A 21,051-nucleotide genomic window follows, 5' to 3' on the forward strand; every position below is an offset into this window, starting at 1 on the left:
GCGCCGCCTCCACGGAGGAGTAGCGATTCTCCTTAATTTTCAGTTACTTGTAAATTTTTCTATTGATGCTGCCGATGGTTGTTTTCTGGCGAGTGTGCCCGTGCAGCAACAGCATTTCGCCCGGAAACGTCTATAGTGGCCCTTAACACGTTGGGTACTTTGTTACCCCCGTACGCGGACAATTTTGAACGCGAATACTGAGGAATCGAAAATGAAGAAGTTCCTGCTCGCTCTGACCGCCGTGGCGGCTTTCTCGGGATCGGCGCTTGCCGCTGACCTGCCCGCTCGCGTGTACACCAAGGCTCCGCCCCCGGTGGTGGCTCCGAGCTGGACCGGCTTCTACATCTTCGGTGGCGCAGGCGGTGGCTTGTGGAACGCCGATCAGCACACCCAGACGACCGTCGGTGGAATTCCCTTCGGGATCGACCAGCGCAATGGTGGTTCGGGCTGGTTCGGCACGGCTGGCGCTGGGTATGACTGGCAGGTCAGCCCGAGCTGGGTCGTGGGTGTCTTCGGGGATGGCCAGTTCGGCAGCCTGAGGGGAGACATTCGCGATACGAACTTCGGCTGGACCGGATTTGAAAAGCTTCAGGATACCTGGGCGGCCGGCCTGCGTGTCGGTTATCTGGTTGCCCCGAACGTTCTGTCCTATGTGAACGGCGGTTACTCCGGCTCGCACTGGTCTGGCACGGAGTTCGTCAGCTCGGTCAGCGGCGTTCCGGTGGGCGCTCACACCAACAGCTTTAACCGCAATGGCTGGTTCATTGGCGGCGGCGTCGAAAACAACCTGAACATCTTCGGCATCACGGCACCGGGCTGGTTCATGAAGACCGAGTATCGTTCGGCCTTCTACAATGCCAGGAACGACAGCGAGTTCTTCGACGGCACCAACCTGCCGACCGGCCACGATATCCGCTTCAATGCCTGGACGCAGACCATCTCCACCTCGCTGGTCTACCGCTTCAACTGGACCGGCCCTGTGGTTGCGAAGTACTGATCTCCTCCCTGCGTAAGGAACTTAAAAGCCCCGGCATCCCGCCGGGGCTTTTTTGTTGACCATTGCCATCCGGCGATCACTTGTGCCCGAGCCTATTCGCGCGATCGCCAGCGCATCGGCCTCGCTGGCCTTGTCGGGAATCGAAAGCTACGGTGGCGCCTTGCTGCGGTTTTTCGCGTCCGTCACCAAGCGGAGCCGCGGCCAACATCAACAGACCGGAGGATGCGCCCATGCGCAGACTGCTTCTGAGCGTCGGCCTCGTGGCGCTCGTCATCGGCCTGCTCTGGATTGGCCAGGGCACCGGCGTGGTCGCCTGGCCTCCCGGTAGCTTCATGATCAAGGAAATCCATTGGGCGCTGTATGGCGCGGTGCTTTCGGCGATCGGCCTCATCCTGATCTGGCAAAGCCAACGTTGAAGAGAGTGGGAAATGCGGCGATGAGTTCGTTCAATCTGAAAGGTAAGGTCGCCATCGTCACCGGCGGCAATGGCGGCATCGGGCTCGGCATGGCGCGCGGCCTTGCGGATGCCGGCGCTGACATCGCGGTGGTCGGCCGCAACGCGGAGAAGTCCAAAGCGGCGGTCGCCGAGCTCACTTCTCGCGGCGTGCGCGCAATCGCGGTTGCGGCCGATGTCACCGACAAGGATGCGGTGGGCCGCTTGGTCGAGCGGGTCGCAAGCGAGCTCGGCCGCATCGACATTCTCGTCAACAATGCCGGGATCAACATCCGCAAGCCCCCGCATGCGCTCGAGCTTGAGGAGTGGAGCAGCGTCATCGACACCAACCTGACCAGCGCCTTCCTTTGCTCGAAGGCGGTTCACCCGGCGATGAAGGCCGCCAGCGGCGGCAAGGTCATCAATATCGGATCCATGATGTCGATCTTCGCCGCAAGCTTTGCGCCGGCCTATGCCGCGAGCAAGGGCGGCATCGTGCAGTTCACGCGCGCTTGCGCCTGCGCCTGGGCGGCCGACAACATCCAGGCCAATGCGATTCTGCCGGGCTGGATCGACACCGATCTGACCAAGCGGGCGCGGGTCGAAGTTTCCGGCCTGCATGAGCGGGTGCTGGCGCGCACGCCGGCGGCACGCTGGGGCGGGATCGATGATTTTGCCGGGATCGCGGTATTCCTGGCGTCGCCTGCGTCGGATTTCGTCACCGGCACCGCCATTCCGGTAGACGGCGGCTTCTCGATCATGGGCTGAAATCCCTGGGCTCAAACAAAAGCCCCGGCCAAGGCCGGGGCTTCGGGTCGGACAAAATCGCTTCGGAAGGCGATCAATACCTCGCAACAACCGGGCCAGCGGTGAAGCGCCAGTTGGCTTTCAACATCACCTCGCCGGTCTGAACGCTCACATTGCGGAAAGTGGGGGAACTTGTGAACGCGGCCCCCGAAAATGCCACCGGCAACACGCCTGCGTTCCTAACAAATCCTTAATCTGCCTACACGTAGGACGCGAACCAAAACTGCGCTCACCCATCGCGCTTGGCTGGTTTTTCGACTGAAGTTGCCGACGCGCAACGAATGCGACGAAATCACTGACCTAGTCTAGAAGAGCCAGGAGGCGGTAGGTAAGCACCTTGGGTGCGCTTGCTGGCGGAGGCGAGGCCGTCGCGGTGCGGCTGCCTGTGGAAATCGCAGCTTTGGAACCTCAGGTAGAATCGGCAGGCAGGCCTGGCGCAGGTAGAGCTTCGCGCAGCCCTATTATGGCTTGGCGCCGAAAGCTCTCGATCTCCGACACGCTGGCGTCGCGGTAAGTCAATTCCACCGATACGAATGGAGCCGTGCGCGCGGGCTTCAGGTTGTCAGGAATCGCGTGAGCGAAGCAGCGTGCGACAGCCTTCCCTGTAGCTGTCATCGGCGGCTTCATCCACAAATCCGCCCTTAGAAGGGATCACGCGGCGCATCAAATTACCATGGACGTGTCCAGATTGTGCTGATTTTGCAACGCCCGCGGGAAAACGCCGACATGCCCTATCGTGGTGGGTGAGCTTCCTTTCGCCTTGAGGTAGTCTCCTCCCAGTAACTATTTTGAAACTTTTTCCACCTTTGGGGGACGTTGTGCGCCACTCATCCAAAAGACTTCTGATGGCCGGGGCCATTGCTTCGCTTGCCTTCACTGGCGTCGCCTCCGCGGCCGACATGCCGGTCAAGTACAAGGCGCCTCCCGCGCCAATTGTGTCCTGTACGTGGTGTGGATTCTACGCGGGCGTTAACGGCGGCGGGGCATGGTTCGACGATGGCTCCGCAATCGTGAACGAGACGACTGCGGGAGTGCCGTTCATCTCCGGAACGTGGCCTGGTGCCGGCAACTTCGGCAACCTCCGTGGCAGCGGCGGTTTTGGTGGCGGCCAGTTCGGATATAACTGGCAGCGGGCTCAGTGGGTGTTCGGTCTCGAGACCGATATCCAGGGCGGTGACATACGAGGGTCAACGGCTGCGACCTTGCCCTATATAGTCGCCCCCAACACGGTGACGGTCGGCGTGTCCGAGCGCATCGACTGGTTTGGCACCTTGCGCGGTCGCGTGGGATACGCGTGGAATAACTTCCTTCTGTACGCCACCGGCGGCCTCGCTTACGGTGATGTTCGAACGAATGTTGCCTATTCCGACACGTTTGGTTTCACGGCCAACGGCACCAATACTTCTACGCGCGCAGGTTACGCGGTCGGCGCGGGTGGCGAGTGGGCCATCGCTCCCAGGTGGTCGATAAAGGTCGAATACCAGTACATTAACCTCGGCCGACAGACCACAAACGCCACGGAATTCTTCGCCGGCGCTCCGACGACGTTCGCAATAAACACGACCACACGTGACGATTTCCACACGGTCCGTGTTGGCATCAACTACCGGTTTGGTGGCCCGGTCGTCGCCAAATACTGAGTGTTTTCGACAACGAAAAGCCCCGGCATCGTCCGGGGCTTTTTGCTTTTGCAGCGGGCCGGCACACCCTGTCTTGCGCGAACGATACTGCGCTTCAGCGCCGAAAGCTCTTGATCTCCGACACGCTGCCGTCGCGGTAGGTCAATTCCACCGAGACGAACTGGGTCGTCGGTGCAAGCTTGAGATAGGGCGTGGCGCTGGCGGGGATGCTGGCGGGATCGCGGGGATCGCAAGGCGGCATCTTCAGGACCTTGTCCGGCACCGTGGTGTCGATGCCAATACGCACCTCGCGGATTGCGCAGCGATACGACATCAGTTGGGTGTAGTAGACGAGCAGCCCGTTGAACACGCGGAACGACAGCCAGCTCGTCGCGGTCATGTCGAGGATCTTGCGCTGGTCACGGATTAACGCGGCCTCCGGATCGAACTTGATCGGAAACGGTCCCTGCATTTCGCCTGATGCGTCGATATAGCGGACTTCGATCGTGCCTGCAGGCGCATCCGCCGCGAGCTCGATCGAAGGATTGGGCATGCGTTTGCGGGTGCGCGAATCCAGCGTGTCGAGGAAACCGGTCTCGCGGAAATCACCGGCCTCGCCCATCCGCCATGAAATCCCGAGCGTCGGTTCGGCGATCGAGAACACCACTGTCCAGCCGCCGTTATGGCGCGAGAAGGAGGCGATCGGCGCGTTGGTGGCATCGGCCGCCGGCGCATTGTTGCGCGGCGCGACGACCGGCGGAATGGCGGCCGCCACCTTCTGCGCGGGCTCGGCAGGCTTTGCAGCATCACCCGGCCCTTTGGCGAGACCGTTCAGGAACACATTGTCGACCATCTGATCGGTGTAGGCCGGGATCTGCCGGTGGCCGACGCTCTCGGCCATCTCGCTGACGAGCTTGCGCGTGTGCTGGGCGATCTCAACGAGGTCCTCGCCGGGCTGCAGCAGCTCCTTGGCGAAGGTGCGCGTGAAGACCGAGTTGGGGCTGTCGTCGTTGTTGGAGAGACGGTCGAGCGCAGTCTGCTTGTAGCCGGCGGAGAAAATCGAAAACACGCCTTCCGGCAACTGGCTCATCGGCGCAAGCCCGCCGCCGCCGGCCACCGCGCGCGTCCCTTTACGCTCGAACGGATTGTTGCGACAGGCATCGAACACGAGGATCGAGGTGCGGACCTGCCGGTTCTGCAAGCGCTCGACGATGCGGTCGGCGAGCACGGAAGCGTCGCGCACCAGGTCTTCCTGGCCTTCGGTCGCTGCCGGCACGTCGGTCGGCAACAAGTAGTTCTGGCCCGCGATCTCGAACCCGTGGCCGGCATAGAAGAAGAACGCGGTGTCGCCGGGTCCGAGCGCATTGTCGAAGGCGAGCAGCGACTGGCTGAACTGCGCGCGATTCTGGTTCTCCGCAACCATCACCGTAAAGCCGAGTTGCTTTAACGTATCGCCTATGGTGCGCGCATCGTTGACCGCCTTCTGCAGCCTCGGGACGTTCTTGTAGTCGTTGTTGCCGATGACCAGCGCAACGCGCTTTTCCGCGTGCACCGGTGCGGCAAGCGCCACAAGCAGGGCCGCGAGAGCGAACATCGGCGATTTCAAGCTTTTCATCCTTGCCCCTGGCGCCCGACCAAAATGCCCTTTGCCGTAGTCGGACAAGCGGCTTTCCCGGTTCAATGCGCGCTTGTCGGATGGCGCCGATACCTCTCAATCACTGGCTGGGCAAAATTGAGAGCAAATGCCCGGAGGACAATGCCCGGCTTGAACAGGCTCACGACAATCGCAAGAAGCGAGCAGGAGGATCAGAAAGAAGCCTCAGACAGGCGCACATCGAGCACGGGCAGTGTCATCGCGACGCTGAAGATGCCGTCGCGGAGGGCATCGAGTCGGACTTTCGGGACCATGGCGTTTGGTCATCCCGCAATTTCACCTCGCAAAACATCGTAAGGCGCCCGGAGCCGTTTGACTGCTAATGACACAACGCCCGTTATTTGTGCGAAAACGTTAAGGTTTTTCGCCCATTTGGTCCGTTCCAAGATTGACATTGGCTATTTCGACCCTATGTTCCGCGTCAAAGCGGATTGGATCGAACACGATTCCTGTTCGACCGGCCGCTGGTCAGCGTCCTTCACCGCCCCTGAGCTTCATCAAAGCGCGCCGTTTCGGGGCCCGACGCGACCGCCTTTTACCCTCGATTCCGAACGGCGGTGTCGATTTGAGGCGCAATGTCCTTTTCCAATCTAGGCCTGTCTGACAAGGTCCTCGCCGCTGTTGCGGCCACCGGTTACACCCACCCCACCCCCATCCAGGAACAGGCGATTCCCCACGTGCTGGCTCGCCGCGACGTTCTGGGCATCGCCCAGACCGGCACGGGCAAGACCGCCGCCTTCGTCCTGCCGATGCTCACAATCCTCGAAAAGGGGCGCGCGCGGGCGCGCATGCCCCGCACCCTGATCCTGGAGCCGACGCGCGAGCTCGCAGCCCAGGTCAAGGAAAGCTTTGACCGCTATGGCGCGGGCCAGAAGCTCAACGTCGCGCTGCTGATCGGCGGCGTCTCGTTCGGCGACCAGGACTCCAAGCTGACCCGCGGCGTCGACGTCTTGATCGCAACCCCCGGCCGCCTGCTCGACCATACCGAGCGTGGCGGCCTTTTGCTGACCGGCGTCGAGCTGCTCGTCATTGACGAAGCCGATCGCATGCTGGACATGGGTTTCATTCCCGACATCGAGCGTATCTGCAAGCTCGTTCCGTTCACGCGGCAGACGCTGTTCTTCACCGCGACGATGCCTCCCGAAATCCGCCGTGTGACCGAAGCCTTCCTGCACAATCCGCAGAAGGTCGAGGTATCGAAGCCCGCAACCGCCGCGGTCACCGTGGCGCAGTCGCAGGTATCGGCCGGACGCGAACCGCATCAGAAGCGCGAGGTGCTGCGCCGGCTTCTGCGCGACGCCAAGGATCTGAAGAACGCAATCATCTTCTGCAATCGCAAGCGCGAGGTCGCGGTCCTGCACAAATCGCTGCAGAAGCATGGCTTCAGCGCCGGCGCCCTCCATGGCGACATGGATCAGCCCGCGCGCATGGCGGCGCTGGATCAGTTCCGCAAAGGCGAGCTGCCGCTCCTGGTCGCGTCCGACGTCGCCGCGCGCGGCCTCGATATTCCCGAAGTCAGCCACGTCTTCAACTTCGACGTGCCGCATCATCCCGACGACTACGTGCATCGGATCGGCCGCACCGGCCGCGCGGGCCGCGCGGGAATCGCGATCTCCATCGTCACCCCGCTTGATTCCAAATCGATCGCGGCGATCGAAAAGCTGATCGGCCAGGACATACCGCGCGCCGAGCTCGATCTTGCCGACGCCACCGACGAGGGCGAGCAGGCGCGCGAGCGGCGCTCGCGCGAAGGTTCACGCCGCGGTCGCGGCAAACCACAGCGCGAACGCGAGCCGCGTCAGGCAGGAAACAACCGCCATCATGGTCCCGCGCAAAACGGCGGTGCACCGCGGCCGGCATCACCGCCGCATAAAGAGCCGCGGCGCGTTTCGCGCGAAGCGGAAGCAGAGCCGGGCGACCACTCGCACCTGCCGGCATTTCTGCTGCGGCCGGTTCGTGCGCGCGCCTGAAGGCGCAACGGACCGGTGGAACCCGTTTACCGGTCATTCACCTCCCTCCACTAGTTTGGCCGCATAATTCCAGATTATTGCTTGCGGCGGGCGGTCCCCGCTATGGGGACTAGTCCGTGGTCAAGGTGCTCGACGAACACGAACGCACGATGGCCTTTGCCGACGTTGCGCTCGGCCAGATCAGGTCGCTGCGCCAGACGGCAATTCCCCGTAACTACGAAATCTGGTACGTCTACGCGACGGGCTACAACGCTCCCCTCAACAAGATCATCAACGAGACGCTTGCCCGCAACGGCAAGCTGACTGAAGCCGATCTCGAGCAGATCTACGAAACCTATCTCTCGCATTTGAAGACCACCGACCGCATCGACAAGGTCGGCGCACGCGTGATCGGCGAGATCGACGACGTCATGGTGTTGCTCTCCGACGCGCTCGGCGTGTCGGCGAGCTATGATTCGAGCCTCAATGGCGCGAGCGAGAAGCTTTCGAGCGCGAGGACCCGCGACCAGGTCGAGGCGATCGTGCAGTCGTTGGTCAAGGCGACCAACGAGATGCGCGAGACCAACAAGGCGCTCGAAGCGCGGCTGGCGCTGTCGAGGAACGAGATTTCAAATCTACAGCAGAGCCTGGAAGCGATCCGCGCCGAATCGCTGACCGATCCGCTGACCGGGCTCGGCAACCGCAAATATTTCGACCGCATGATCGAGATGGCGGTCCAGACCGCGCAAGCCAGCGGCGAGCCGCTGTCACTCCTGATGTTCGACATCGACCATTTCAAATCGTTCAACGACTCCTATGGCCATCTGACCGGCGACCAGGTGCTGCGCCTGGTCGGCATGTCGCTGAAGCAGACCATCAAGGGCCAGGATATCACCGCGCGCTACGGCGGCGAGGAATTCGCAGTCGTGCTGCCCAATACGGCGCTGCGCCAGGCGCTGACGGTCGCCGATCACATCCGCCGCGCCGTGATGGCGAAGGAACTGAAGAAGAAATCGACCGGCGAAATTCTCGGCCGCGTCACCATCTCCGTCGGCGTCTCCATGCTGAAGCCGGAGGACGACACCGACGCGCTGATCGAACGTGCCGACGCCTGCCTCTACGTCGCCAAGCGCAACGGCCGCAACCGCGTGATCTGCGAGGTCGATCCGGAATACGTCGCGGAGACGCAGAGCCAGGTGGCTTGATGTTTGCTGCGTAGGGTGCGCAAAGGCGCAAAGCGCCGTGCCCACCACTTTATCGCGATCGTCGACTCGAGCGGTGGGCACGCTTCCGCCTTCGCTCTCCGGGCTTCGGCGGACGCGTCGCTTTGCCCACCCTGCGGCTCTTTGCCTTCGCGCTTTTCATCTTGGCGACGCGTTTGCGTGGCGCCGCTTTCGCGGCGGCAGGTTTGCTCACCCGCTTCCGCGCCCTTGCCCGCTTCTTCAGCGCGGCGCGCTGGGCAGCGCCGAGCGCCGCCGTCGCCCACTGGCCTAACTCCTCGGTGTCGTCGAACAGCCGCGCGGGCAGTTGCCAATAGGAATTGACCAGCACCGTCTTGGCGCGGGTCTGATACTGAAACGGCTTTGAACCCTCGGCCTCGAATTGCGGAATGGTCGCTTCATCGGCGCGGAAATAGAGCCCGGCGCGCAAGGCCAGCGCGAAATTGACGCCGTCGACGGAAATGCCGAAGCCGGAAAACATCGGCCGGATGGTGACGGGACCGAAATCCGCAAACAGATCGGTCAGGAATTCGCGGTCCATGCGCCCGCGCCCCGACGATCAGACCTGCGCGGGCTTGAGCTGCACGGATTCGCCGCAGCCGCAGGCCGAAACCTGGTTCGGATTGTTGAAGATGAACTGGGCCTGCATCTTGTCGACCTTGTAGTCCATCTCGGTTCCGAGCAGGAATAGCACGGCCTTGGGATCAACCAGTATCTTCACGCCCTTGTCCTCGACGACCTCGTCGGTCGGGCGGATCTCATGGGCATATTCGACGGTATACGATTGGCCGGCGCAGCCGCCATTCTTGACGCCGACGCGCAGGCCCACGATCTCGGAATCGGCGCGCCCGGTCAGCTCCTGGATGCGATGCGCAGCAGCCTCCGTCAGCCGCATCACTTGCGGACGCGGCCGCTTCGGCTTTGCGGAGTGTGTGGGTGATGCCGGCGTCATATTACTCATTTGGTCAGTCCCGACGGCAAATCAATGCCGCCTGTTCAAAGCTTAACGCGCGTCTCCTAACGCTTCACCACATATTGAGGACGAGACGGGCCTCATCGCTCATCCGGTCCGGCGACCACGACGGCTCCCAGACCAGGTTCACATTGACCACGCCGACACCGGGGACGCTGGCGATCGCATTCTCGACCTGCGTTGGAAGCTCGCCGGCCGCCGGGCAGTTCGGCGTCGTCAGCGTCATGGTGACATCGACCGCGCGCTCGTCAGAGATATCGACCTTGTAGATCAAACCGAGCTCGTAGATGTCGGCGGGGATTTCCGGGTCAAAGACCGTTTTCAGCGCGGCGACGATTTCCGTGGTCAGCCGCCCGGTCTCTTCCGGCGACAACGCGGAATGCGTCTCCATGTTGGCAGTCTTGACTTCGGCTACATCACTCATGCGAACAATTCCCCGGCCTTGATCAGCGCCTGAACGAGGTGGTCGACTTCCTCGCGGGTATTATACATGCCGAACGAGGCGCGGCAGGTCGCCGTCACATTGAACCGCTCTAAAAGTGGCATGACGCAATGCGTGCCGGCGCGCACCGCGACACCCTGGCGGTCGATCACGGTCGCCACGTCATGGGGATGGGCGCCCTTCATCTCGAAGGAGATGATCGGCCCCTTGTCCTTCGCCGTGCCGATCACGCGCAGCGAATTGATCTCGCGCAGGCGCGCCTGCGCGTATGTGAGCAGGTCGTGCTCATGCGCGGCGATACGCTCCTTGCCGATGGAATTGACGTAGTCGATGGCAGCGCCCAGCCCTACCGCTTCCACGATCGCCGGCGTGCCGGCCTCGAACTTATGCGGTGGATCGCCGTAGGTGATCCAGTCCTTTGCGACCTCGCGGATCATTTCGCCGCCGCCGTTGAACGGGCGCATCGCGACCAGATGCTCGTGCTTGGCATAGAGCGCGCCGATGCCCGTCGGCCCGTACACCTTGTGCCCGGTGAAGACGTAGAAGTCGCAGTCGAGGTTCTGCACGTCGACGGAGAGGTGCACCGCGCCCTGGCTGCCGTCGATCAGCACGGGAATGCCGCGCGCATGCGCGGCCTCCACGACGTCCTTGACCGGCACGATGGTGCCGAGCGCATTCGACATCTGCGTGATCGCGACCAGCCTGGTGCGCGGCGACAGCAGTTTCTCGAACTCCTCGAACAGGAAATTGCCCTCGTCATCGACCGGCGCCCATTTGATCACGGCGCCATGGCGCTCCCTCAGGAAATGCCAGGGCACGATGTTGGAATGGTGCTCCATGATCGAGATGACGATCTCGTCGCCGGCCTTGATGTTCGCTTCGCCCCAGGAATAGGCAACGAGGTTGATCGCCTCCGTGGCGTTGCGGGTGAAGACGATCTCCTCGTTGCGGCGGGCGTTGAGGAATTTTGCGACTTTCGCGCGGCCGCCCTCGTAAGCCTCGGTCGCGGCATTGGCGAGGTAATGCAGGCCGCGATGAACGTTGGCGTACTCGCTTCTGTACGCCTCCGTCATGCGGTCCAGCACGGCCGTCGGCTTCTGCGCGGAAGCGGCGTTGTCGAGATAGACCAGCGGTTTGCCATAAACCTTCACGGCGAGCGCCGAAAAATCCGCGCGCACGCGCGCCACGTCATAGGAACCATTGGCGACGGCCGGATGCGTGGTCATGCCCTTGCCTCCAGCCAGCGTTCGGCCTCGGCCATGACCGCTTCGCGCAGATCGTCATCGGCGATGCCCTCGATCGCCTCGCCGACAAAGGCCTGGATCAGCAGCGCCTGCGCCGCCTTTTCGGAGAGACCGCGTGCGCGCAGGTAAAACAGCAGGCTCTCGTCGAGCGCGCCAGCCGTTGCGCCATGGCCGCAGGTGACATCGTCGGCGAAAATTTCGAGCTCGGGCTTGTTGTCGGCTTCGGCCTCGTCGGATAGCAGCAGCGCCCGCGTCATCATCTTGCCGTCGGTCTTCTGCGCGTCGGGGCGAACGATGATGCGGCCCTGGAACACCGAGTGGGCGCGGTCGTCGATCACGGCGCGGAACACTTCTCGGCTCGTGCAATGCGGCACGGCATGATCGACCAACAGCGTCGTGTCGCCATGCTGCGTGCCCTTGAGCAGGTTGACGCCGTTGACGTTGAGGTCGGAGCCCTCGCCGGCCAGCGTGACAAATCCCTGATAACGGCTGACGGCGCCGCCCGCGGTCATGTTGAACAGATTGAACTTGACCTTGGCGCCGACAGTGATGATCGCGGAGGTAATGTTCGCGGCATCGGTGCCGTCGGCCATGAGCCGCAGTTGCGTCAGCTCCGCACCGTCGCCGATGGAGAGCAGCACCGCATCGTGAGCCTGATAGGCCTTGGCGCCCTCGGCCGCGATAAAGTTCTCAACCAGCGTGGCGCGCGCGCCCTTGCCGATTTTTAACTGAGAACGGGTGAAGCAAGACGCCGACGATGCAGTCGCGACATGGACGATCTGCAGCGGCTTGGAAAGCGCAGCACCATCGGAAATACCAACCAGGACACCATCCGTCGCCAGCGCCGCGTTCAACGAGACCATCGTGTCCTTGACGCTCGTCGTCTCCAGAAGATGGTCCTCGCCCGCCTCAAGCGCCTCCTGCAGGCTGCGGACATTGAGGCCCACGGGCACGGCATCCGAAAGCTCCGGCACAAAGGCGCCGTCCACCAGCACAAGTCTGGTGGCCCCGCCCTTGATCGCGACGGACTTCAAAGCCGCCTTTGCATGTTTGATCGCAGACGCATCCGGGCCAGCCGCGAGCGGCTTCACCTCGCGCAGCAGCACGCGCAGGTCGGTATATTTCCATTCCTCGATCCGGCGGTTCGGGAGACCAGCGCGCTCATAGGCCTCGAAGGCCAGCCGCCTGGTCTCGGCGACCCTGCCGGTGCCGGGCAGCTGGTCGCTCGCGGCGGAAAAGATAGTCTCCGCCGCGCGTCCCGTCTCCGTCTTTGCCAAAGCAACGTTCATCACAAAACCCGTATTGCGTCAGGCCGCGTCCTCGAACTGGGCATAGCCGGACTCTTCCAGCTCCAGCGCCAGTTCCTTGCCGCCGCTTTTGACCACGCGGCCTTTTGACATCACGTGCACGAAATCAGGCACGATGTAGTTCAGAAGCCTCTGATAGTGGGTGATGACAACCATCGCCCTGTCCTTCGAGCGCAGCGCGTTGACGCCGTCGGCCGCGACGCGCAGGGCGTCGATATCGAGGCCGGAATCCATCTCGTCGAGGATGCAGAGCGCCGGCTCAAACAGCGCCATCTGCAGGATCTCGTTCCGTTTCTTCTCGCCGCCGGAGAAGCCGACATTAACGCCGCGGCGGAGCATGTCCTGCGGGATGTTGAGCGACTTCGCGACTTCGCGGACTTTCTTCAGGAAATCCGGCGTAGAGAACTCGCTCTCGCCGCGCGCCTTGCGCTGTGCGTTCAGCGCCGTGCGCAGGAAATTCATGGTGGCGACGCCAGGGATTTCGACTGGATACTGGAACGCGAGGAATACGCCCTTGGCCGCGCGCGCGTCGGGCTCCATCGCAAGCAAATCCTCGCCTTCGAACAGGATTTCGCCGCCGGTCACCTCGTAGCCGGGCTTGCCGGCGATGACGTGGGAGAGCGTCGATTTGCCGGAACCGTTCGGCCCCATGATCGCGTGCATCTCGCCCTTGTTCACGGTGAGCGAGAGCCCGTGGAGGATCTCACGATCCTCGACACGCACGTTTAGATCCTTCACTTCGAGCAATGCCATCAGTCTTTCTTTCCAGAAATTTGCCTGGCGCCGGCGTTCCAGCCCCATGGACCATCGGTCTTCTTTTTGCAGACGACGACCAATGCGATGGTCGCGGCAATGAGCACGGCGAACAGCGCAACGAGCGTCGAACCCGAGCCCCTGTGGGTCACCATGATCGAAACGCACGCCGAAAGCACGAGGCAATAGGCTGCCGTGATCGTCCATCCCTCCCAGGTGCTCGGCGTTGCGCCGTAGCCGATCCGCTTCGGCCTGAACCAATAGGCGTTGGTCATGGCTGCTATCCCACGCTGCCTTCGAGCGAGATCGAAATCAGCTTCTGCGCTTCGACAGCAAACTCCATCGGGAGCTGCTGCAGCACGTCCTTGACGAAGCCGTTGACGACGAGGCCGACAGCCTCCTCCTCGCTCAGCCCGCGCTGGGTGCAATAGAACAGCACGTCCTCGGAGATCTTCGAGGTCGTCGCTTCATGCTCGAACGTCGCCGACGAGTTCTTGGCTTCAATGTAGGGCACGGTGTGCGCGCCACATTTGTCGCCGATCAGAAGCGAGTCGCAGGCGGTAAAGTTGCGCGCGCCGGTCGCCTTGCGATGTGCGGTCACAAGCCCGCGATAGGTGTTCTGCGAGCGGCCCGCCGCGATGCCCTTGGAGATGATCCGGCTCGTCGTGTTCTTGCCGAGATGCCGCATCTTGGTACCCGAATCGACCTGCTGGAAGCCGTTAGAGATTGCGATCGAATAGAATTCGCCGCGCGAGTTGTCACCCTTCAGAACGCAGCTCGGATATTTCCAGGTGATCGCCGATCCCGTCTCGACCTGGGTCCAGGAGATCTTCGAATTCTTGCCGCGACATTCGCCGCGCTTGGTGACGAAATTGTAGATGCCGCCCTTGCCTTCCGAATTGCCGGGGTACCAGTTCTGCACTGTCGAATATTTGATTTCGGCGTCATCGAGCGCGACCAGCTCGACGACGGCGGCGTGCAACTGGTTCTCGTCGCGCTGCGGTGCGGTGCAGCCCTCGAGATAGGAGACGTAGGAACCCTTGTCGGCGATGATCAGCGTGCGCTCGAACTGGCCGGTGTTGCGCTCGTTGATGCGGAAGTAAGTGGACAGCTCCATCGGGCAGCGCACGCCCTCGGGCACGTAGACGAACGAACCATCGGAGAAAACCGCCGAGTTCAGCGTCGCAAAGAAATTGTCCGAGGTCGGCACCACCGAGCCCAGATACTTCTTCACCAGCTCCGGATGCTCGCGGATCGCCTCCGAGATCGGCATGAAGATCACGCCGGCCTTCTTCAGCTCTTCCTTGAAGGTGGTCGCGACCGAAACCGAGTCGAACACCGCATCGACCGCGATCTTGCTGCGCTCGCCGCCCTCCGGCGCCACGACGCCTTCCAGCACCGCAACCTCGCGAAGCGGGATACCGAGCTTCTCATAGGTCTTGAGGATCTCGGGATCGATCTCATCCAGCGAGCCGACCTGCTTCTTCGGCTTGGGGGCCGCGTAATAATAGAGGTCCTGGTAGTCGATCTTGGGGTAGTTGACGCGCGCCCAGGTCGGCTCCGTCATGGTCAGCCAGCGGCGGAACGCCTCCAGCCGCCACTCCAGCATCCAGGCCGGCTCATTCTTCTTTGCGGAAATGAAACGGATCGTGTCCTCCGACAGGCCCTTCGGCGCCTTGTCGGATTCGATCAACGTTTCGAACCCATAACGGTATTGGTCGACGTCGATCCGCCGGACGCGGTCGACCGTCTCTTGTACGGCTGGCATTCAATCCTCCGCTCGCGGTTTCAAGGACCGCGGTGGAACAGTTTCGAAGCTCTCTTACGATGCCTTTGCGAGGAAATCACCTGCTTAGAACCGTTCAAGCAGTGTTTCGTCGCTATCCTTAATTAGGGTACTGCCAAGCTTTCGCCAAGCCTGAAGGCAGAATTCAATGTCTTCCTCGGTCGTGGACCAGCCCAGACTGAGCCGCACGGCCCCTTGGGTGAGCTTTGGGGAAAAGCCCATGGCCTCCAGCACGTGGGAGGGCTGGACCTTGCCCGACGAGCATGCGGAACCCGAGGACACGGCGATTCCCGCCAGATCGAAGCCGATCACAGCCGTTTCGGCCCTTAAGCCGGGAACGGTGAACAGGCTGGTATTGGGAAGCCGTGGAGCGTCAGCGGCGAAGATAATCGCCCCCGGGGTGGCCTTCAGACCGGCTTCCAGCCGATTCCGCAGTCGCTCGGCGCGCGCGTGCTCTGTCTCCAGCGCTGCCGCAGCCGCCTTTACGGCCGCGCCAAAGCCCGCAATACCCGGCACATTCTCGGTTCCGGCCCGATGGCCGCGCTCCTGGCCCCCGCCGCGGAGCAGCGGCGCGACGCCAACAAGTCCCTCGGCGAGGACGAGCGCGCCCACGCCCTTCGGCCCTCCGATCTTGTGCGCCGACACGGTCACAAGATCGGCACTCAATATATTGATATCAAAAGGTATTTTTCCAAATGCCTGGATCGCATCGACGTGCAGCACGCCTCCCGCTTCATGGACGATCTGAGCCGCTTCACGAACCGGTTGAAGAGCGCCGGTCTCGTTATTGGCCGCCATGATCGAGACCAGCGCCGGGCCGCCGGTAGCAAGCTTGGCGCGGAGATCGACCAGGTCGACTACGCCTGTAGACGTGACATTGATCTTGGTGAGCGTCTCCTGCGGGAACCGGCCGCCAGCCATGACTGACGCGTGCTCGATGGAAGACAGCAGCAACCGCTCGGCCGGCCGACCGGCCGCCGCATGGACGCGAGGACAAAGCGCCAGCGCATTGGCTTCGGTCCCTGACGAGGTGAACACGACATTCCGCGGCAACGCGCCGATCGCGCCCGCGACGGCTGCGCGGGCCTCCTCGACCAGTCTACGCGCTTGCCGGCCCTCGGCATGAACCGAGGACGGGTTGCCCGAAAGCTGCCATGCCGCCTCCATCGCCGCGCGTGCTTCAGAGCGCAGCGGTGTGGTCGCATTCCAGTCGAGGTAGACCCTGTTCGGCATCGAGTATGATATTACCTTGAACTTTAACCAGAATCTGAGCGCCGCGTGCTCCGGCCTTTCGACATCTGGCCACCTTTGCACGTTTCGGCAAGCAGCACGCTAACAGCTTGAATGCGCCCAGCGATGTTCAAGATGCTTGCTTTTTGCCCCTCGCCTCATGCTAGAACGCGGCCGAGTTTCGAGCGCCGTTCGCACATCATCGACGTCGCAAGCCCTATGATCTCGCAAGGCTCCGCCAACCGATCGCAGCGAGCCGGCACATATCGGTCGATGGTTCTAAGGATCTCTCATGCCTGAAGTGATATTCACCGGCCCGGCGGGTCGTCTGGAAGGCCGTTATCATCCGGCCAAGCAGAAGAACGCGCCGATCGCCATGGTGCTGCATCCGCATCCGCAGTTCCGCGGCAACATGAATCACCCGATCGTCTATCAGGTCTACTACGCCTTCGCCGCGCGTGGCTTTTCCGTGCTGCGCTTCAACTTTCGCGGCGTCGGCCGTAGCCAGGGCTCGTTCGACCATGGCGCCGGCGAGTTGTCTGACGCGGCGTCCGCGCTCGATTGGGCGCAGACCATCAACCCCGAGGCGCGCGCCTGCTGGGTGGCGGGTTTCTCCTTCGGCGCCTGGATCGGCATGCAGCTCCTGATGCGCCGCCCCGAGGTCGAAGGCTTCATCTCGATCGCGCCCGAGCCGAACCGCTACGATTTCTCCTTCCTCGCGCCCTGCCCGTCTTCAGGACTGATCGTCCATGGCGACAAGGACATCGTCGCGCCCGCCAAGGACGTCAACACGCTGGTCGAGAAGCTGAAGACGCAAAAGGGGATCGTCATCGATCAGCAGACCATCCCCGGCGCCAACCACTTCTTCGAGGACAAGATGGAGCCGTTGATGGAGACGGTGACGGCCTATCTCGACATGCGACTCGCCAACGTCCGCTAGCGCATGATCCGGAAAAGTGTGCAGCGGTTTTCCGACAAGATCATGCGCAAGAGCTAGGGCCGAATGACTGCGTTCGTGGCACTGCTCCGGGCGGTCAATGTTGGTGGCACCGGCAAATTGCCGATGACCGAATTGAAGGCGATGTGCGAGGAGCTAGGCTTCACCGAGGTGCGGACCTATATCGCGAGCGGCAATGTGGTGTTTGCCAGCCGCAAATCGGAAGCCGCGGTGAAGGGGGCGCTGGAGAAGCGGCTGGCCGCCTATGCCGGCAAGGCGGTCGGCGTGATGGTGCGAAGCGCCGCCGAGATGGCGCAGGTTTCAGCCGCTAATCCGTTTCCCAAGGCCGCGCCGAACCGCACCATGGCGATCTTCCTCGACGCAGGGCCACCGAAGGATGCGCTGGCCGCGGTCCGCGGCCGCAAGGATGAAGAGATCGAGCTCGGAAAACGCGAGATCTATGTCCACTACGGCGAGGGCATGGCGAAATCAAAACTCGTCATTCCCGCGGCCAAGGCCGGCACTGCGCGCAACATGAACACGGTCGCCGTGCTCGCCAGGATGGCCGCTGAGCTAGGCGGCTAGCTCCGCCTGTAATCGTGCGAGGTGCGAGCGCCTCCGCTCGATGAAGTCCCGCAGCAACGCCGGATAGTTTGCGCCGACGGCCGATTTCACCGACGGCCGCGACGCGAGGTTCTCGCGCCAGCGCGCAAGCTTCGGCTTGCCGGTGAGAATGCCGAAGTCGCCGATCTCGTCGAACACATCGAAATAGCGGACCACCGGGCCGAACACCGCATCGACCAGCGAGAATTTTTCGCCGTCAAACCAGGGGCCGACCACACGCGTTTCCAGCCACGCGAAACGCTGCTCGAGCTGCGCCGCCTTGGCCTTGAAGGCGGCTGCATCCGGCGCCGAGTAAAGGCCGGCGATATCATTGAGCACCGCCGAGCCGAACTCGATAAAGGCGCGATGCTCGGCGCGCCGGAGCACGTCGTTGGGATGCAACGGGTTTGGCTGCGTCTCTTCCAGATATTCCAGGATCACAGCGGATTCGAAGATCGCATGGCCGCCGACCAGCAGCACCGGCGTCTTGCCAAGCGGCGAGACCTTCAGGAACCAGTCCGGCTTGTTGGCGAGATCGATGTCGATCCGTTCAAACGGCACGCCCTTTTCGGTCAGCGCGATCACGGCGCGCTGCACATAAGGGCAAAGCTTGTGGCTAATGAGCTTGAGCTGTTCGGCCATGGGCGACCCCGACAATTTCATGCAACTGCATTTAACTAGATGCAACTGCATGAACCGTCAAGGCATCGTCAGATCACGGCCTTGCGATCACCCCGCCGGTCATCGGCATCGGCACGCCGGTCGTAGCGGGATAGCTGAGCGGCAGGCCCTTGAGGCCGCGCGCGGCGAGAAAGCCGAAGGCCTGCGCCTCGATCGCATCCGATGACCAGCCGAGCGTCTCGGCCGCCTCGACGGTCGCGGGCGCAAGCTGTTCGCGCAGCATCCTGATCATGGTGAGGTTGCGGGCACCACCGCCGCAGACGATCCAGCTCTTTGGCGGCTTCGGCAACAGCGGCACGATCCGCGCGATTGCAGTCGTGGTGAAGGCGGTCAGCGTCGCCGCGCCATCGGCTGGCTGCATCGGTCCGAGCTTCAGCGCAGCGAAGTCGTTGCGGTCGAGCGATTTCGGCGGCGGCAGAGTAAAGAACGGCAATTCCAGCGCACGGGTGACCCACGCCTCGTCGGCCACGCCTTGGGCGGCGAGCCGGCCCTCGCGATCGAAGGGCTGGTGCATGGTGCGGAACATGAAATCATCGAGCAGCGCGTTGCCGGGTCCGGTATCGCAGGCGATCAGCGTGTCGTTGCCGTCGATATAGGTGATGTTGGAGATGCCGCCGATATTGACCACGACGATCGGCCCGTCCCGCCCCAGCGACTGCGCCAGCGCACGGTGATAGACCGGCACGAAGGGCGCGCCCTGCCCGCCCGCAGCAACGTCGGCGGCGCGGAAATCGTGCATCACGGGGATGTGGATGGCCTTGGCCAGGGCGGCCGCGTCGCCGATCTGCACCGTCAGCCTCTTCTCGGGCCGATGCAGCACGGTCTGGCCGTGGAAGCCGACGATATCGATGTCCTCGAAGCTGATCCGGTTCTGCGCGACGAAGATGGCGACAGCTTCGGCATGAGCGATGGTGACGGCCTGCTCGGCCTCGCGCAGGATGCCCGGCCGCGCATCGCGCTGCGGTAGATTAACGGCTTCGGTCAGGGCCTGGCGAAGCAGGCTGCGTTCGCGCTCGGTGTAGGGTCGGTAGCCGGATGGCCCGAAGCGCTGAACCCGCTTGCCGTCGGTTTCGATCATGGCGACATCGACCCCGTCGAGCGAGGTGCCGCTCATGAGACCGAGAGTCGTCAACATCATGGCCGCAAGTCTTCACCTGCCGTCGGCTTTCCTCTTGGGTGTTCCTGGCCGCCGATCCCGGGTTCCCCAAGCTTGTGCCGAACGGGCACATCTTATAATGCCACAGCGCGCCGATCCGCGGCAGCCTGCCTTAAGGCGGACTCGGGAATTTGATGCAAATACCGTAAAACAAGAATGATCAGAGTCGCAGAAAGATGACCCCGTTCAAGTCAGATTTCCTCAACGTGCTGCAGGAGCGCGGCTTCATCCATCAGTGCTCGGATTTCGAGGGCCTCGATGCGCTGGCCGCGAAGGGACAGGCGACGGCTTATGTCGGGTATGACTGCACCGCACCGTCCCTGCATATCGGCAACTTCCTGACCATGATGATGCTGTACTGGCTGCAGCAGAGCGGCAACAAGCCGATCACCTTGATGGGCGGCGGCACCACCATGGTCGGCGATCCCTCCGGCAAGGACGAGACGCGCGCGCTGCGTTCGATTGCGGAGATCGAGGCAAACAAGGCAAGCATCCGCGGCGTGTTCGCCAAGGTGCTGCGCTTCGGTTCCAGTTCCAATGACGCCATCATGCTCGACAATGCGGAATGGCTGACCAGGCTGAACTGGATCGAGATGCTGCGCGATGTCGGCAAGCATTTCTCGGTCAACCGCATGCTGACCATGGATTCGGTCAAACTCCGGCTCGAGCGCGAGCAGGAGATGAGTTTTATCGAGTTCAACTACATGGTCTGCCAGGCCTACGACTTCGTCGAATTGGCCCGGCGCACCGGCTGCCGGTTGCAGATGGGCGGCTCCGATCAATGGGGCAACATCATCATGGGCGTCGACCTCGGGCGCCGCATGGGCACCGAGCAGCTTTACGCGCTGACGACGCCGCTGCTCACCACCGCCTCCGGCGCCAAGATGGGCAAGACCGCGCAGGGCGCGATCTGGCTCAATGCCGAGGCCTGTTCGCCCTACGAGTTCTGGCAATATTGGCGGAACACCGAGGACGCCGACGTTGAAAAGTTCCTGAAATTGTTCACGACGCTGCCGATGAGCGAGATCGCCAAGCTCGCGGCCCTTAAAGGCGCCGAAATCAACGAAGCCAAGAAGACGCTGGCCGATGCCGCGACCAGGCTGCTGCATGGCGTGGAGGCCGCGCGACAGGCGGCGGAAACCGCGCGACAGACGTTCGAGGAGGGCGCGATTGCGGAGAACCTGCCTACCGTGGAAATTCCGCGCGGCGAACTGGAGGCCGGCCTCGGCGTGCTGACGAGTTTCGTGAAAGCTGGCCTTG

General features: G+C 62.6%; 21 protein-coding genes. 9 read left to right on the forward strand and 12 right to left on the reverse strand.

Annotated elements, in window-relative coordinates; genetic code table 11:
* Positions 1-211: 211 nt before the first annotated feature.
* From VKR55_RS16295 to VKR55_RS16310, 4 genes are all read left to right on the forward strand, one after another.
* Positions 212-997 (forward strand): outer membrane protein, encoded by a 786-nt coding sequence (locus VKR55_RS16295; RefSeq protein WP_324404935.1) that lies wholly within the window; start codon positions 212-214, stop codon positions 995-997.
* Positions 998-1,227: 230 nt separating this feature from the next.
* Entirely contained in the window at positions 1,228-1,413 is a 186-nt protein-coding gene (locus VKR55_RS16300; protein WP_324404936.1) for a hypothetical protein, read from the forward strand.
* A gap of 20 nt (positions 1,414-1,433) precedes the next feature.
* Positions 1,434-2,198, forward strand: coding sequence for an SDR family NAD(P)-dependent oxidoreductase (locus VKR55_RS16305; RefSeq protein WP_324404937.1), 765 nt, complete (start codon positions 1,434-1,436; stop codon positions 2,196-2,198).
* Positions 2,199-3,082: 884 nt separating this feature from the next.
* Positions 3,083-3,877 (forward strand): outer membrane protein, encoded by a 795-nt coding sequence (locus tag VKR55_RS16310; RefSeq protein ID WP_324404938.1) that lies wholly within the window; start codon positions 3,083-3,085, stop codon positions 3,875-3,877.
* Between the two features lie 94 nt (positions 3,878-3,971).
* On the opposite strand, the gene VKR55_RS16315 is transcribed toward VKR55_RS16310, so the two are convergent.
* Positions 3,972-5,471 (reverse strand): caspase family protein, encoded by a 1,500-nt coding sequence (locus VKR55_RS16315; RefSeq protein WP_414642385.1) that lies wholly within the window; start codon positions 5,469-5,471, stop codon positions 3,972-3,974.
* 614 nt (positions 5,472-6,085) lie between these two features.
* Between VKR55_RS16315 and VKR55_RS16320 the strand changes: the two genes are divergently transcribed.
* Complete coding sequence (locus VKR55_RS16320) at positions 6,086-7,480, forward strand: DEAD/DEAH box helicase (RefSeq protein WP_324404939.1); 1,395 nt, start codon at positions 6,086-6,088, stop codon at positions 7,478-7,480.
* A gap of 116 nt (positions 7,481-7,596) precedes the next feature.
* Positions 7,597-8,664 carry a GGDEF domain-containing protein gene (locus VKR55_RS16325; RefSeq protein WP_324404940.1) on the forward strand — a complete coding sequence of 356 codons (1,068 nt, stop codon included), beginning with the start codon at positions 7,597-7,599 and terminating at the stop codon, positions 8,662-8,664.
* Between the two features lie 49 nt (positions 8,665-8,713).
* Here the strand turns inward: VKR55_RS16325 and VKR55_RS16330 are convergent, their stop codons facing one another.
* The 9 genes from VKR55_RS16330 to VKR55_RS16370 all read right to left on the reverse strand — a co-directional run bounded on the left by VKR55_RS16330 (position 8,714) and on the right by VKR55_RS16370 (position 16,417).
* Positions 8,714-9,220, reverse strand: a complete 507-nt coding sequence (locus tag VKR55_RS16330) for a TfoX/Sxy family protein (RefSeq protein ID WP_324404941.1) — start codon at positions 9,218-9,220, stop codon at positions 8,714-8,716.
* Between the two features lie 18 nt (positions 9,221-9,238).
* Entirely contained in the window at positions 9,239-9,640 is a 402-nt protein-coding gene (locus VKR55_RS16335) for a HesB/IscA family protein (RefSeq protein WP_324404942.1), read from the reverse strand.
* Positions 9,641-9,704: 64 nt separating this feature from the next.
* Positions 9,705-10,076 (reverse strand): SUF system Fe-S cluster assembly protein, encoded by a 372-nt coding sequence (locus VKR55_RS16340; RefSeq protein WP_324404943.1) that lies wholly within the window; start codon positions 10,074-10,076, stop codon positions 9,705-9,707.
* The gene (locus VKR55_RS16345; RefSeq protein WP_324404944.1) at positions 10,073-11,320 is read right to left on the reverse strand and encodes a cysteine desulfurase; all 1,248 of its coding nucleotides are present in this window, start codon (positions 11,318-11,320) and stop codon (positions 10,073-10,075) included. Before VKR55_RS16345 ends, VKR55_RS16340 begins: the two co-directional genes overlap by 4 nt.
* A complete protein-coding gene (gene sufD, locus VKR55_RS16350) occupies positions 11,317-12,627 on the reverse strand; it encodes a Fe-S cluster assembly protein SufD (RefSeq protein ID WP_324404945.1) in 1,311 nt (436 codons plus the stop codon). Before sufD ends, VKR55_RS16345 begins: the two co-directional genes overlap by 4 nt.
* Before the next feature lie 18 nt (positions 12,628-12,645).
* On the reverse strand, positions 12,646-13,398 hold the full coding sequence (gene sufC, locus VKR55_RS16355) for a Fe-S cluster assembly ATPase SufC (protein ID WP_324404946.1): 753 nt from the start codon (positions 13,396-13,398) through the stop codon (positions 12,646-12,648).
* Entirely contained in the window at positions 13,398-13,673 is a 276-nt protein-coding gene (locus VKR55_RS16360; RefSeq protein WP_324404947.1) for a hypothetical protein, read from the reverse strand. The genes sufC and VKR55_RS16360 overlap by 1 nt, the downstream gene beginning before the upstream one ends.
* Before the next feature lie 5 nt (positions 13,674-13,678).
* On the reverse strand, positions 13,679-15,166 hold the full coding sequence (gene sufB, locus VKR55_RS16365; protein ID WP_324404948.1) for a Fe-S cluster assembly protein SufB: 1,488 nt from the start codon (positions 15,164-15,166) through the stop codon (positions 13,679-13,681).
* An 84-nt stretch (positions 15,167-15,250) separates the two neighbouring features.
* Positions 15,251-16,417 carry a cysteine desulfurase family protein gene (locus tag VKR55_RS16370; protein WP_324404949.1) on the reverse strand — a complete coding sequence of 389 codons (1,167 nt, stop codon included), beginning with the start codon at positions 16,415-16,417 and terminating at the stop codon, positions 15,251-15,253.
* A 289-nt stretch (positions 16,418-16,706) separates the two neighbouring features.
* On the opposite strand from VKR55_RS16370, the gene VKR55_RS16375 reads away from it, so the two are divergent.
* Complete coding sequence (locus VKR55_RS16375; RefSeq protein WP_324404950.1) at positions 16,707-17,354, forward strand: alpha/beta hydrolase; 648 nt, start codon at positions 16,707-16,709, stop codon at positions 17,352-17,354.
* Between the two features lie 63 nt (positions 17,355-17,417).
* Entirely contained in the window at positions 17,418-17,936 is a 519-nt protein-coding gene (locus VKR55_RS16380) for a DUF1697 domain-containing protein (RefSeq protein ID WP_324404951.1), read from the forward strand.
* Here the strand turns inward: VKR55_RS16380 and VKR55_RS16385 are convergent.
* Together VKR55_RS16385 and VKR55_RS16390 are read right to left on the reverse strand one after the other, a co-directional pair.
* Positions 17,925-18,596, reverse strand: a complete 672-nt coding sequence (locus VKR55_RS16385) for a glutathione S-transferase family protein (protein WP_324404952.1) — start codon at positions 18,594-18,596, stop codon at positions 17,925-17,927. The two genes, VKR55_RS16380 and VKR55_RS16385, sit on opposite strands and share 12 nt — an antisense overlap.
* Positions 18,597-18,669: 73 nt before the next feature.
* Positions 18,670-19,773 carry an anhydro-N-acetylmuramic acid kinase gene (locus tag VKR55_RS16390; protein WP_324404953.1) on the reverse strand — a complete coding sequence of 368 codons (1,104 nt, stop codon included), beginning with the start codon at positions 19,771-19,773 and terminating at the stop codon, positions 18,670-18,672.
* A gap of 194 nt (positions 19,774-19,967) precedes the next feature.
* On the opposite strand from VKR55_RS16390, the gene tyrS reads away from it, so the two are divergent.
* Positions 19,968-21,051: tyrosine--tRNA ligase (gene tyrS, locus VKR55_RS16395; protein WP_324404954.1), on the forward strand; the 1,084-nt coding region annotated here is incomplete at its 3' end.

It is taken from the genome of Bradyrhizobium sp. (assembly GCF_035309285.1).
Taxonomy (GTDB): Bacteria; Pseudomonadota; Alphaproteobacteria; order Rhizobiales; family Xanthobacteraceae; genus Bradyrhizobium.